Consider the following 12,995-nt stretch of genomic DNA (forward strand, 5'->3'; position numbering starts at 1 on the left):
TACCTACTAACCCTACCGAGTCAATAGGTAATCGGACGGTGGCGCGGAACGGCCACCCGTCCGCGCCGGCGTGGACGTAGCGTGATCGGCATGAGCAAGATCCTCGTCGGCACGGCCTCGTGGACGGACAAGTCACTGCTCGCCTCCGGGTGGTACCCCGCCGGCGCGAGAACCGCCGAGACGCGCCTCGCCTACTACGCCACCCGGTTCCCGATGGTCGAGGTGGACGCCACCTACTACCACCCGCCGTCCGAGCGCACCGCCGAGCTGTGGCGCGACCGCACCCCCGGCGGCTTCGTCTTCAACGTCAAGGCGTTCTCCCTGCTCACCCAGCATCCCACCCGGGTGGACGCGATCCACAAGGACCTGCGGGAACGGCTCGGCGCCGCCAAGCGCACCGTGTACGCGCGCGACGTGGACCCCGCCGTGCTCGACGAGGTGTGGCTGCGCTTCATCTCGGCGCTGCGGCCGTTGCACGACGCGGGGAAGCTCGGCGCGGTGCTGCTGCAGTTCCCGCAGTGGTTCCCGCGCGGCGCGGCGAACCGGCGGTACATCCTGGAGTGCAGGGACCGGTGCCTGCCGCTGCCGGTCTGCGTCGAGTTCCGCAACGCCACCTGGATGAGCGAGCGGAACCGCGCGGCCACGCTGGAGTTCCTCGCCGAGCACGACCTGCCGTACGTCTGCGTGGACATGCCGCAGGGCCACCCCTCGTCGGTGCCGCCGGTCCTCGCGGCCACCTCGGACGTGTCGGTGGTGCGGCTGCACGGCCACTCGGACAAGTGGACCAGCAAGAACATCGAGGAACGCTTCGGCTACCTGTACTCCGAGGCCGAGCTGGACGACTGGGCCGGCCGGATCGCGGGTCTCGCGGAGACGGCCAAGACCACGTACGTGCTCACCAACAACTGCTGCGCCGACAACTCGCAGCGCAACGCGGCCCGTCTCATGGAACTGCTCGCCGCGCGGGGTGCCGACGTCGCGCCGCCGGGCCAGGCGCCGTGAGCACGGGCTCACCCCTGCCTGGCATGATCGTCGCAGGGTCAGGCAACCGCACACAGGAGTGATCGCACCGTGAGCCCCCTCCAGACCGCCGTGCTGCTCGCCGCGGTCCTCACCACCGGCCTGACGGCCGGCCTGTTCGCCGTCTTCGCGCACGCGGTGATGCCGGCCTTCGGCCGCTCCCGCGACCTCGTGCTGGTCGAGGGGATGCGCAACATCAACCGCACCATCGTGAACCCGTGGTTCATGCTGTGCTTCCTCGGCCCGCTCCCCCTGCTCGCCGCCGCGGTGGCACTGTTCCGGGACGGCCCGGCACTCCCCTGGCTCGTCGCGGCGCTGGCGCTGTACGTCGTCTCGTTCCTCGTCACCGGCGCCGGCAACGTGCCGTTGAACAACCGCCTCGAACAGGCCGGCGAGCCTGATCAGGTCGCCGACCTCGGCGCCGTGCGCCGCGCCTTCGAGCCGCGCTGGGTGGCGTTGAACCTGGTGCGCACCGTGGGGCACATCGTGTCGTTCGCCTGCGCGGCCTACGCGCTGGCCGTGGCCTGACGCCGGGGCCGGTTCACCGGCGGAAGCGGACGTGCAGCGCGCGGATGTCCTCGGTGAGCTCGTCCACCGGTCCTTCGACCGTCACGCGCGGCGCGACCTGGCCGGCGGGGATGGCGGCGACGGCGGGGGTTCCCGAGACGCCGAGCGCGGCGAGCCAGTCGGTGAGCTGGCGCGAGGAGGCGACGTACACGATGCGGCCGAGCCCGACCCAGCCGTGCGCGGCGGCGCACATGGGGCAGTGCTCGCCGCTGGTGTAGACGGTCGCGGCGGCACGCTCCTCGGCGGTCATGTTGGCCGCGGCCCAGCGGGCCAGCGCGAACTCGGGGTGCAGGGTCTGGTCTGCGCCGGTGGTCTCGCGGTTGCGGTCCTCGGCGAGCACCGTGCCGTCGCCGGCCACGAGCACCGAGCCGAACGGCTCGTCCCCGGCCTCAAGCGCCTCTTCCGCGAGTGCGATACACCGCCTGAGGTGCTTGAGTTCGGCTTCGTCCCACATGCGTAAGGCCTCCTGATCTCGACCGGCGTGCCGGGCCATTGTCACAGACTCCGGCCGGCCCATGGCGCGGATATACGGTGGGGGGGTATATTGGCGTCACGCGACCCGCCGAAGGGATGTCGACCATGTCCGAGCACACCAACTCCGAGCACACCCACTCCGCGCACGAGGGCCACACCGGGAAGGCGACGTGGGGCACCGCCGCCTCCGCCACCCTGCACTGCCTCACCGGGTGCGCCATCGGCGAGGTCGCCGGCATGGTGATCGGCACGGCGCTCGGCTGGCACAACGCGTCCACGGTCGCCGCCTCCGTCGTCCTCGCGTTCTTCTTCGGCTACCTGCTCACGCTGCTGCCGCTGCGCAGGGCCGGGGTCGGCTGGACGTCGGCCGTCAAGCTGGCGCTGGCGGCCGACACCGCCTCGATCGTCGTGATGGAGATCATCGACAACTCCGTCATGCTGCTCATCCCCGGCGCCATGGACGCCGGGCTGACCACGGCGCTGTTCTGGGCCTCGCTCGCGGGGTCCCTCGTGCTCGCCTTCCTCGTCACCACGCCGGTCAACAAGTGGATCATCGGCCGCGGCAAGGGACACGCCGTGGTGCACGCCTACCACCACTGACGCCGCGCAACCAATCTTCACCGGCGCGCGCACCACTGAAAGTTGCATGCCGTGCGACCACGTCACGACAGGTCAGGCGATGTCCGGCCCGTGGCGTGGTTGCCGGGACGCCGCCGGTGCGTGCACGGTTGCCGGATCCGTTGAGGGAGGTTGCTCATGCGCGGCAAGCTGCTCAGGCTCGCGGCCGTGTCGGTGGTGCTCGCGGCGGGGGCGGTGCCGATGAGCGGGCCGGCACAGGCCGACGCCGGACCGCGGCTCACCATCGACCCGTCCGCCGGCAAACACCCGATCAGCCCGCACATCTACGGCATGAACTTCACCGACGAGGCGCTGGCCGCCGAACTGCGGCTGCCGGTGCGGCGGTGGGGAGGCAACGCGACGACGCGGTACCACTACCTGTACGACACCACCAACCGCGCGTCCGACTGGTTCTTCGAGAACATCGCCGAGGCCAACGACCACCCCGAACTGCTCCCCCGCGGCTCGACCACCGACAAGTTCGTGGACCAGAACCGGCGCACCGGAACCGACTCGATCCTGACGGTGCCGCTGATCGGGTGGGCCCCGAAGGCGCGGGACGGCTCCTGCGGCTTCTCGGTGACCAAGTACGGCCCGCAGCAGCGCACCGACGAGTGGCGGCCCGACTGCGGCAACGGCGTCAAACCGGACGGCACGCTCGTCACCGGCAACGACCCGCACGACACGAGCGTCGAGGTGGGGCCGCAGTACATCAAGGACTGGCTGCGCCACCTGACCACCACGTACGGCAAGGCCGCGCAGGGTGGCGTGAAGTTCTACAACCTGGACAACGAGCCGGACATCTGGCACTCCACCCACCGGGACGTGCACCCGCAGGGAGCGAGCGCCGCCGAGCTGCGCGACCAAACCTACAAGATCGCCGCCGCGGTGAAGGCCGCCGACCCGACCGCCAAGACGCTCGGCCCGGTCGGCTGGGGCTGGACGTCGTGGGACTACTCGGGCCTGGACCAGGAGACCTGCTCGCGCACCGGCTGCTGGGGCGACCCGCCGGACCGCGCCGCGCGCGACGGCCTGCCGTTCACCGCGTGGTACCTGCGGGAGATGAAGAAGTACGAGGACAAGTACCGCAAGCGGATCCTCGACTACTTCGACATGCACTTCTACCCGCAGGCCCCCGGGGTGGCGTTCGGCAACGACACCGACCCGGCGACCAACGCGCTGCGGCTGCGGTCCACCCGTGCGCTGTGGGACCCGGCCTACACCGACGAGAGCTGGATCGGCACGCAGGTGCGGCTCATCCCCCGCATGAAGGAGCTGATCGCGGCCCGGTACCCCGGGACCAGGACCGCGATCACCGAGTACAACTGGGGTGCGCTCGGCACGATGAACGGCGCGCTGACCCAGGCCGACATCCTCGGCATCTTCGGCCGTGAGGGCCTGGACCTCGCCACGCTGTGGGACCCGCCGTCGGCGGGCCAGCCCGGCGCGTACGCGTTCCGCATGTACCTCAACTACGACGGCGCGGGCTCGCGGTTCGGCGACGTGTCGGTCAGCTCCACCAGCGCCGACCAGGGGGCCCTCGCGGTGTACGGGGCACGCAGGACCCGTGACGGCGCGCTGACCCTGATGGTCGTCAACAAGGGCGGCACCGACCTGACCAGCCCGGTGAGCATCGCCGGCGCGCGGCGCGGCGCCGCGTCGGTGTACCAGTACTCGGCGGCCTCCCCCACGGCGATCGTCCCCGGCGCGGCGCAGCCCATCGCCGCGGACGGCACCTTCACCCGCACCTTCCCGGCCGGCTCGGTCACGCTGCTCGTCGTGCCGAAGACGGCGCTGCGCTAGAACCTCACGCCAGAAACCGGTTCTCCGGGGCCCGCCGGCGCGGCGGGCCCCGGTCTTTTTGTCACCGAGGCCTGTTGACCAATATACCCACTTTTCCTACTCTGTTAGTGGGTTTATTGGCAGGAGGGCCTTGTGACCGAGCAGATCCACCTCGCCGCGCACTTCCCCGGCGTCAACAACACGACCGTCTGGTCCGACCCCCGGTCCGGCAGCCAGATCGACTTCGGCTCCTTCCGGCATCTCGCCGAGACGGCGGAGCGCGGCAGGTTCGACTTCTTCTTCCTCGCCGAGGGACTGCGGCTGCGCGAGATGAAGGGCCGCATCCACGACCTGGACGTGATGGGACGTCCCGAGTCCCTCACCGTGCTGGCCGCGCTGTCGGCCGTCACCACCCGGCTGGGGCTGGCCGCCACGGTCAACTCCACCTTCAACGAGCCGTACGAGGTGGCGCGGCGCCTCGCCACACTCGACCACCTGAGCGGCGGCCGGGCCGCGTGGAACGTCGTGACGAGCTGGGACGCGTTCACCGGCGAGAACTTCCGGCGCGGCGGGTACCTCGCCGAGGCCGACCGCTACACCCGCGCCAAGGAGTTCCTGCAGACGGCCAGGGAGTTGTGGGACACCTGGGCCGATGACGCGGTGACCGCCGACCCGGTGCGCGGCGAGTTCCTGCGTGAAGGAGGCGTCACGCCGTTCCGGCACACCGGCAGGCACTTCGACATCCAGGGGCTGTTCAACGTGCCGCGCGGCCCGCAGGGACACCCGGTGATCATCCAGGCGGGGGACTCCGACGAGGGACGCGAGTTCGCCGCCTCGTCCGCCGACGTGATCTTCAGCAGGCACGGCCGTCCCGAGGAGGCCCGCACGTTCTACCGCGACGTCAAGCGCAGGCTCGCGGCGTACGGCAGGCGGCCGGCCGACCTGAAGATCATGCCGGCCGTGACGTACGTGCTCGGCGACACCGAGGCCGAGGCCGCCGAATGTGCGGCCGAGATCCGGCGGGCCCAGGTGAGCCCGGCCAACGCGATCGTGTTCCTCGAAGGCGTGTGGGGCAGGGACATGTCGTTCTGCGACCCCGACGGGCCGCTGCCGGACGTGGAACCCGAGCTCGGCGAAGGGGTGTCGCGGGGCCGCGCGCAGTTCCGCGGCGACCGGGCCGCGACGGCCGCCAAGTGGCGCGCCGTCGCGCAGGAGAAGAACCTCACCATCCGTGAGCTGGTGATCGAGATGTCGGCGCGGCAGACCTTCGTCGGCACGGCGGCGTCGGTCGCCGAGCAGATGACGTCATTCGTGCGGACCGGCGCCGCCGACGGGTTCGTCCTCGTGCCGCACCTGACCCCCGGCGGCCTGGACGAGCTGGTGGACCAGGTGGTCCCCCTGCTGCAGGAGAAAGGCGTGTACCGCGCCGACTACACCGGCACCACCCTGCGCGACCACCTCGGCCTGCGTTCCCCCGTGAAGGAGACGTCATGACGCTGCACCTGGCCGTCGCGCTGGACGGCGCCGGCTGGCACCCCGCCGCGTGGCGGGCCGACGGCGCGCGGCCCGATCTGCTGTTCACCGCCGGGTACTGGGCCGACCTGGTGGTGGAGGCCGAGCGCGGCCTGCTCGACTGGGTGACGTTCGAGGACTCGCTCGCCGTGCAGTCCACGCGGCACGACTCCCCCGACGGCCGGCGCGACCAGGTCAGAGGCCGGCTGGACGCGGTGCTGCTCGCCTCCGCGCTCGCACCGCTCACCACCCGGATCGGCCTCGTGCCGACGACCGGCGTCACCCACACCGAGCCGTTCCACGTGTCCATCGGCATCGCGTCCCTCGACCACGCCGCCCGGGGACGCGCCGGCTGGCGGCCCCGGGTGTCGGCCCGTCCCCACGAGGCGGCGCACTTCGGCCGCCGCACCTTCCCGCCGATCGACCCGGCCGGCCCCACGGCGCGGCGCCACATCGAGCGGCTGCTGCGCGAAGGCGTCGACTTCGTGGAGGTGGTGCGCCGGCTGTGGGACAGCTGGGAGGACGACGCCGAGATCCGCGACACGGCGACCGGCCGCTTCGTTGATCGTGACAAGCTCCACCCGATCGACTTCCGCGGCGAGTGGTTCAGCGTCAGGGGCCCGTCCATCACCCCCCGCTCCCCGCAGGGCCGGCCCCTGGTCACCTCTCTCGCGCACTCGGCCCTGCCGTACGACTTCGCGGCCCGCACCAGTGACGTCGTGTACGTCACGCCGCGCGACGCCGACGACGCGGCGGCCGTCGTCACCGAGGTGCGCGCCGCCGAGACGGCGGCCGGCCGCACCGGGCCGCCACTGAAGATCTTCGCCGACCTGGAGGTGTACCTCGGCCCTCCCGGCCGCAGGGCCCGCCTGGACGACCTGGACGGCGCGACCCACGTGAGCGACGCGCACGTCTTCGAAGGCACCCCCGAACAGCTCGCCGACCTGCTCCTGATGTGGCGCGCCTCCGGCGTCGAGGGCTTCCGCCTGCGTCCCGGCGTCCTGCCGCACGACCTGCCGGCCGTCACCCGCGGCCTGGTACCCGAGCTGCAGGCCAGAGGCGTCTTCCGCCGCGCCTACGAGACCACCGGCCTGCGCGGCCGTCTCGGCCTGCCGCGTCCCCCGAGCCGTTACGTGACGGCCTCGTGAAGGAGGACCACCGGCCATCGACAAGGTCCACCGGTACCACGACCGGCTGGGCCACGAGGTGATGTACCTGTCCGCCGAACCGGACGGGCTGCCCCCCGGTCCGTTCCGCGCCTCACTGGAACTGTTCCAGAGCGAGATCGCCCCCGTCCTGCGCAAGGAGATCCCGAGCAGGCCGCTCTCCCCGGGAGGACCCTCATGACCCGGTTGTCCGTACTCGACCTCGCGCCTGTCCTGTCCGGCGGCACCGCGCGGGACGCGCTGCGCCACACGCTCGACCTGGCGCGGCGGGCCGACGACGCCGGCTACCACAGGTACTGGCTGGCCGAGCACCACCTGGCCGAGGGGGTGGCGAGCTCGGCACCCGCGGTGCTCATCGGGGCCGTCGCGGCGACCACCCGGCGCATCAGGGTGGGGTCGGGGGCCGTGCAGGTCGGTCACCAGACCGCGCTGACGGTGGTCGAGCAGTTCGGCACGCTCGACGCGCTGCATCCGGGCCGGATCGACCTCGGGCTCGGCCGCTCGGGGCAGCGCGCCAAGGAGGTGCGGGCCGGCGCGCACACGCCGGCGCCGGCCGCGCGCCACGAGCCGCGGGTGGTGGACGGGCTGCTGATCCCGCCGCCGTTCGACCACACGTCCCTGGGCCGCACCCCGTTGCTCGCCTTCTCCGCCTCGCTGCTCCACCAGCCGGGGGCCGAGCCTCCCGGCTTCGCCGAGCAGGTGGACGACATCCAGGCGTTCGTCGCCGGCACCTACCGGTCCGCCGAAGGACAGGCCGCGCACGCGCAGCCGGGAGAGGGTGCCGAGCTGGAGCTGTGGATCCTCGGCAGCAGCGGCGGGGAGAGCGCGCAGGTGGCCGGGGAGCGAGGGCTGCCGTTCGCGGCCAACTACCACGTCGCGCCGGCGGCGGTGCTCGAAGCCGTGACGGCCTACCGTGACGCGTTCAAGCCGTCGGCGGTGCTCTCCGCGCCGTACGTCATGGTGTCGGCGGACGTCGTGGTGGCCCCCACCGACGAGGAGGCGCGGCGCCTCGCCGAGCCGTACGGGCTGTGGGTGCGGTCCATCCGGACCGGCGCGGGAGCGCCACCGTTCCCGTCCCCGCAGGAGGCCGCCGCGCACCGGTGGACCGACGAGGACCGGGCCCTGGTCGCCGACCGGGTGGACACACAGTTCGCCGGCTCACCGGCCACCGTCACCGAGCGGCTGCGGGTGCTGCGCGACGTGACCGGTGCCGACGAGTTGCTCGTCACCACCATCACGCACGAACACGCCGACCGGGTCCGTTCGCTGGAACTACTGGCCGGCACGTGGATCGGCTGAACGGCGGACGCCTGGCGGCACGACGCGATGGGGCATGTGTCCGGAACCTGCCGCCGTGATCGATCTCCGAGGTAAAGTCGGACCGGCGACGTAGGGGACGCGTCCGCCCGTTACCCGTGGAGCCGTGCACCAAGGAACCTCTTCACCGCTGTGCTCATTCACGCCTGAACGGAGCGACGATGACGATCACCCAGGTGACGCCGGACCCCAGGGCCCCGCTGGTGCGGCTGGCCGCACTGCTCGACGAGGGATCGATCGACCCGATCCACGACCCCGGCGGCCGCGGTGTGGCCGCGGTGCGGGGACGGATCGGCGGCTCGCCGGTCATGGCGTACTGCACCGACGCCACGCTGATGGGTGGCTCCCTCGGCACCGAGGAGGCGGGACGCATCATCGCCGCCATCGACGAGGCCGTCGTGCGGCGGCGTCCCGTCATCGGCCTGTGGCACTCCGGCGGCGCGCGCCTCGCCGACGGCGTGGAGTCGATGGACGCCGTGGGACGCATGTTCCAGGCGATGATCCGGGCCTCAGGACGCGTCCCCCAGATCTCGGTCGTGCTCGGCCCCGCCGCGGGGGCCGCCGCGTACGGCCCCGCGCTCACCGACCTCGTCATCATGTCCGAGCAGGGCAAGGTGTTCATCACCGGCCCCGACGTCATCTCCATGGTGACCGGCGAGCGCATCGACATGACCGGGCTCGGCGGCACCGACGTGCACGCGCGCAAGTCCGGCGTCGTGCATGTCGTCACCGACACCGAGGCGGAGGCGTACGTGCGGGCCCGCCGCATCACCGGCCTGCTCGCGCGGCACAGCGAGTTCGACGTCGAGCAGGCCGACAAGGACGACCACGACCTGATCGGCCTGCTGCCGGACCGGCCGCGCCGCGCCTACGACGTGCGGCCGTTGCTGCGCCGCCTCCTCGACGGCGGCGGGGACGCGCTGGAGGAGCTCCAGCCGAAATGGGCCCCCAACATGGTCGTCGGCCTCGGCCGGCTCGGTGGCCGCAGCATCGGTGTGGTGGCCAACAACCCGCTGCGCAAAGGTGGCTGCCTCGACTCGCTCAGCGCCGAGAAGGCGTCCCGTTTCGTCCGCATGTGCGATGCGTTCGGGTTGCCGCTGCTCGTCGTCGTGGACGTCCCCGGCTACCTGCCGGGTGTCGGCCAGGAGTGGGACGGCGTGGTGCGCCGCGGCGCCAAACTGCTGCACGCGTTCGGCGAGTCCGTCGTGCCGCGGGTCACCCTCATCACCCGCAAGTCCTACGGCGGCGCGTACATCGCGATGAACTCACGCTCGCTCGGCGCGGACGCGGTGTTCGCGTGGCCGGACGCGGAGGTCGCCGTCATGGCGGCCGAACCCGCCGTGAACGTCCTGCACCGCAAGCGCCTCGCCGCGACCCCCGAGGAGGACCGCGAGAAGCTGCGCGCCGAACTGGTCGAGGAGCACCGCCGCATCGCCGGCGGCGTCGACCGCGCCATGTCCCTCGGCGTGGTCGACGAGGTCGTCACCCCGGCCCGCACCCGCCGCCGCCTGGTGGAGGCCTTCTCCGTCATACCGGAGAGCCGCGGCAGGCACGGCAACATCCCGCTGTAGCGGCGGCCGTCCGGCAAGGCGCCGCGCACGACGACGCCGGACCGTGCGCACGGCGTGCGGTCCATGACGGTGTGCCACGGAAGGTTCGCGTGGGTCCGCGCCGCGGTACCCCGGCGGTGGCAGGAACCGCCGCCGTGACGCGGCGGCGACCCGGGGTGACGCGGCGCTTTCCCCGCGCGCACGGCAGGCCCTAAGGTGGGGCCCTGCACCGTTGCGCCGAGAACAACAGCAAGAGGTGGCCGTGCGTCCGCGTGCCCTGGGGCCGTCAGATCCGGAGCGGATAGGGGGCTACCGGCTGACCGGGACGCTCGGCGAGGGGGGTCAGGGGGTCGTCTATCTCGCCGAGGGGCCGTCCGGCGTGCGGGTCGCGGTGAAGGTACTGCGCGACGTGGACGCCGAGAGCCACCGGCGTTTCCTGCGGGAGGCCGACACCGCGCGCAGGGTCGCGCCGTTCTGCACGGCACGCGTGCTCGACGCCGGCACCGCCGACGGACGTCCCTACGTGGTCAGCGAGTACATCCCCGGTCCCTCGCTCGCCGAGACGGTCACCAGTGACGGGCCGCGCACCGGCAGCGGCCTGCAGCGGCTCGCGGTCGCCACCTTGACCGCGCTCGCGGCGATCCACCGGGCCGGTGTCGTGCACCGCGACGTCAAACCGGCCAACGTGATCCTCGGTCCCGAAGGTCCGGTGGTCATCGACTTCGGCATCGCCCGCGACCTCGGCCAGGGGACCACGTCCACCGGCCTGGTCGGCACCCCCGCGTACGTCTCCCCCGAACTGCTCGCCGGTCACACCCCCGGCACCGCGTCCGACGTGTTCAGCTGGGCCGCCACGATGGTGTACGCCGCGACCGGCCGCACGGCCTTCCGCGGCGGCAACCTCACCGCGCTGCTGTACGCCATCAGCACCGCCGACCCCGACCTGACCGGCGTCCCCGCCGACCTGCACCCATTGCTGTCCGCCTCCCTGGCCAAGGACCCCACGGCCCGGCCCTCCGCCACCACCCTCCTGCGCGAACTCACCGGCGACGACACCCCCCTCACCACCGGCCCGTCACTCCCCGCCACCACACTCACCCCCTCCCCGGCCCCGACCGGCCATCCCGACCCGGCGGCCCCACCCCCTCACCCCGGCCCCGCCGCCTTACCCGGCCCCGGCCCCACCGCACGTCTCACACCATCCGACCGCGGCCACACGACCCGGTTCACAGAGTCCGCACCCGGCCCCACCGCACAGTTCACAGGATCCGCACCCGGCCCCACCGCACAGTTCACAGGATCCGGACCCGGCCCCACAGCACAGTTCACAGAGTCCGGACCCGGCCGTACTTCACCGGTCGCACCCTCTGGATCCGGCCATACCGCACCTGGACCCGGCCCCATCGCACCGGTCGCTCCGTCCGGTTCCGCGGGTACGGCACCGCTGGACGCGGCGACGGGGCCGCCGGCCTCCGGCGCCGCGCCGGCCGTCGCCGGCCCGCGCGGACCCAGCGCGCGGAGGCGGCGGCTGTTGTGGCCCGCCGCCGCGGTCGTGGCGGCGGTCCTCGTCACGGCGGTGGTCCTCGTGGTGCGGCCCCCGTGGGGGACGGGACCCGCGGCGGGGAAGCTGCTGTACGCGGACGACTTCTCCGAGCGGGGCAACTGGGACGGGTACACCTTCGCGCCTGACGCGGCGGACGACTCGCGGACCACCCACGGGTACGAGATCGACCGTGGCGTGTACAGCATCCACGCCGACACCACCGACCCCCACGGCGCCGCCTTCTCCCCCGTGCCGCCGAAGGGGTCGGCCACACCGGAGCGTGACGTGCTGATCGCGGTCACCGCGCGGCTCAAGGAAGGCTCGGCGAGCCCCGGCGTCCTCGGGCTGACGTGCCGCTGGGACGAGGACGTGCCGCACGGCTACGCCTTCACGCTCGGCCTCGACGGGACCGCTCGCATCACCAGGACCACCTCAGGCGAGCGCCTGGACGTGATCCCCCCGGCCAAGCTGAGCCCCCCGGCCCCCGGGACGGACGTCCGCCTGCAGGCGCGCTGTGCGCGCTCCGGCACCGGCGTGGCCCTCACCTTCTGGGTCGACGGCTCCGAGGCCCTCGACGCGGTGGACACCGAACCACCCCCGGAGACCGCCAACAGCCAGGTCGGCCTCCTCACCCAGGTCCCCGAAGCAGGCGGCGGCGACCTCACCGTCTCCTTCGACGACTTCACCGTGCACCTCCCCGCCTGACCCCCCATCCCGACCCAGCCGGCCACGCGCACCAACCCCGCCTGCACCGGACAGCGCACCCGAGCCGGCCACGCGCACCGACCCCGCCTGCACCGGACAGCGCACCCGAGCCGGCCACGCGCACCGACCCCGCCGAGGTCGGACAGCGCACCCGAGCCGGCCGCCTGACCGGGGGACCCTCCGCGTGGGGGCCGGAGGGCCCCGGAGCACCGGGGAGGCCGTGGTCAGTCCTGCGGGGTGATGTCGACCATCCAGTTGACGCCGTAGCGGTCGACGCAGGAGCCGTACTCGTCGCCCCACATCTGCTTCTCCAGCGGGACGGTGACGGTGCCGCTCTCGGAGAGCTGCTGCCAGTGGCCGCGGAGCAGGTCGGCGTCGTCGCCGCTGAGGCTGATCGTGATGTTGTCGCCGACGGTGCGGGTCATGCCCGGCGGGGTGTCGGAGCCCATGATGGTGAAGCCCTGAGGGGTCTCCAGCGTGCCGTGCATGATCTTGTCGGCCAGCTCGGGCTGAGGTGCGCCGAACTCGCCGAAGGTGCGCAGGGTGAGGTCGCCGCCGAAGACGGACCGGTAGAACTCCATGGCCTCGCGCGCGTCGCCGTCGAAGCCGATATAGGGATTGAGCTTGCTGGTCATGACAATCTCCAGGGTCGTGCCGAAGCCGTTCACCGCCACAGTAACGACAGGGACCGACAGAATCGGTCCACGACCTGCGGGGGTTCGGACCCGGCCGCGAGGGTCC

12 protein-coding genes are annotated in these 12,995 nt (G+C 72.5%); 10 read left to right on the forward strand and 2 right to left on the reverse strand.

What is annotated here, in order from left to right:
- The first annotated feature begins 90 nt into the window (after positions 1-90).
- Both BJ992_RS17590 and BJ992_RS17595 read left to right on the forward strand, forming a co-directional pair.
- Positions 91-1,002, forward strand: a complete 912-nt coding sequence (locus tag BJ992_RS17590) for a DUF72 domain-containing protein (RefSeq protein WP_184982345.1) — start codon at positions 91-93, stop codon at positions 1,000-1,002.
- A 69-nt stretch (positions 1,003-1,071) separates the two neighbouring features.
- The gene (locus tag BJ992_RS17595; protein WP_184982347.1) at positions 1,072-1,548 is read left to right on the forward strand and encodes an anthrone oxygenase family protein; all 477 of its coding nucleotides are present in this window, start codon (positions 1,072-1,074) and stop codon (positions 1,546-1,548) included.
- A gap of 13 nt (positions 1,549-1,561) precedes the next feature.
- Here BJ992_RS17595 and BJ992_RS17600 read toward each other — a convergent pair whose 3' ends face one another.
- The gene (locus BJ992_RS17600; RefSeq protein WP_184982349.1) at positions 1,562-2,041 is read right to left on the reverse strand and encodes a nucleoside deaminase; all 480 of its coding nucleotides are present in this window, start codon (positions 2,039-2,041) and stop codon (positions 1,562-1,564) included.
- Between the two features lie 125 nt (positions 2,042-2,166).
- Here BJ992_RS17600 and BJ992_RS17605 point away from each other — a divergent pair, with 125 nt between their 5' ends.
- The 8 genes from BJ992_RS17605 (at position 2,167) to BJ992_RS33820 (ending at position 12,254) form a co-directional block, all read left to right on the forward strand.
- Positions 2,167-2,661, forward strand: coding sequence for a DUF4396 domain-containing protein (locus tag BJ992_RS17605; protein WP_221474872.1), 495 nt, complete (start codon positions 2,167-2,169; stop codon positions 2,659-2,661).
- A 156-nt stretch (positions 2,662-2,817) separates the two neighbouring features.
- Positions 2,818-4,482: a glycoside hydrolase family 44 protein gene (locus BJ992_RS17610; protein WP_184982353.1), complete on the forward strand. Its 1,665-nt coding sequence runs from the start codon at positions 2,818-2,820 to the stop codon at positions 4,480-4,482.
- A 132-nt stretch (positions 4,483-4,614) separates the two neighbouring features.
- Positions 4,615-5,955, forward strand: a complete 1,341-nt coding sequence (locus tag BJ992_RS17615) for an NtaA/DmoA family FMN-dependent monooxygenase (protein ID WP_184982360.1) — start codon at positions 4,615-4,617, stop codon at positions 5,953-5,955.
- Entirely contained in the window at positions 5,952-7,121 is a 1,170-nt protein-coding gene (locus tag BJ992_RS17620) for an LLM class flavin-dependent oxidoreductase (protein ID WP_184982362.1), read from the forward strand. The genes BJ992_RS17615 and BJ992_RS17620 overlap by 4 nt, the downstream gene beginning before the upstream one ends.
- 61 nt (positions 7,122-7,182) lie before the next feature.
- A complete protein-coding gene (locus BJ992_RS17625; protein WP_246496684.1) occupies positions 7,183-7,320 on the forward strand; it encodes a hypothetical protein in 138 nt (45 codons plus the stop codon).
- On the forward strand, positions 7,317-8,438 hold the full coding sequence (locus tag BJ992_RS17630) for an LLM class flavin-dependent oxidoreductase (RefSeq protein ID WP_184982364.1): 1,122 nt from the start codon (positions 7,317-7,319) through the stop codon (positions 8,436-8,438). The genes BJ992_RS17625 and BJ992_RS17630 overlap by 4 nt, the downstream gene beginning before the upstream one ends.
- A gap of 179 nt (positions 8,439-8,617) precedes the next feature.
- On the forward strand, positions 8,618-10,027 hold the full coding sequence (locus BJ992_RS17635) for an acyl-CoA carboxylase subunit beta (protein WP_184982366.1): 1,410 nt from the start codon (positions 8,618-8,620) through the stop codon (positions 10,025-10,027).
- Between the two features lie 241 nt (positions 10,028-10,268).
- Positions 10,269-12,254 carry a protein kinase domain-containing protein gene (locus tag BJ992_RS33820; RefSeq protein WP_184982368.1) on the forward strand — a complete coding sequence of 662 codons (1,986 nt, stop codon included), beginning with the start codon at positions 10,269-10,271 and terminating at the stop codon, positions 12,252-12,254.
- Positions 12,255-12,478: 224 nt separating this feature from the next.
- Here BJ992_RS33820 and BJ992_RS17645 read toward each other — a convergent pair whose 3' ends face one another.
- Positions 12,479-12,889, reverse strand: a complete 411-nt coding sequence (locus BJ992_RS17645; RefSeq protein ID WP_184982370.1) for a VOC family protein — start codon at positions 12,887-12,889, stop codon at positions 12,479-12,481.
- Positions 12,890-12,995: the final 106 nt, after the last annotated feature.

This window comes from Sphaerisporangium rubeum (genome assembly GCF_014207705.1).
GTDB lineage: Bacteria > Actinomycetota > Actinomycetes > Streptosporangiales > Streptosporangiaceae > Sphaerisporangium > Sphaerisporangium rubeum.

What these genes read in the sequence shown, in the direction of transcription:
- BJ992_RS17590 (WP_184982345.1), top strand. Translation starts at nt 91, where the DNA reads ATGAGCAAGATCCTCGTCGGCACGGCCTCGTGGACGGACAAGTCACTG.
- BJ992_RS17600 (WP_184982349.1), bottom strand. Translation starts at nt 2,041, where the DNA reads ATGTGGGACGAAGCCGAACTCAAGCACCTCAGGCGGTGTATCGCACTC.
- BJ992_RS17605 (WP_221474872.1), top strand. Translation starts at nt 2,167, where the DNA reads ATGTCCGAGCACACCAACTCCGAGCACACCCACTCCGCGCACGAGGGC.
- BJ992_RS17610 (WP_184982353.1), top strand. Translation starts at nt 2,818, where the DNA reads ATGCGCGGCAAGCTGCTCAGGCTCGCGGCCGTGTCGGTGGTGCTCGCG.
- BJ992_RS17620 (WP_184982362.1), top strand. Translation starts at nt 5,952, where the DNA reads ATGACGCTGCACCTGGCCGTCGCGCTGGACGGCGCCGGCTGGCACCCC.
- BJ992_RS17625 (WP_246496684.1), top strand. Translation starts at nt 7,183, where the DNA reads ATGTACCTGTCCGCCGAACCGGACGGGCTGCCCCCCGGTCCGTTCCGC.
- BJ992_RS17630 (WP_184982364.1), top strand. Translation starts at nt 7,317, where the DNA reads ATGACCCGGTTGTCCGTACTCGACCTCGCGCCTGTCCTGTCCGGCGGC.
- BJ992_RS17635 (WP_184982366.1), top strand. Translation starts at nt 8,618, where the DNA reads ATGACGATCACCCAGGTGACGCCGGACCCCAGGGCCCCGCTGGTGCGG.
- BJ992_RS17645 (WP_184982370.1), bottom strand. Translation starts at nt 12,889, where the DNA reads ATGACCAGCAAGCTCAATCCCTATATCGGCTTCGACGGCGACGCGCGC.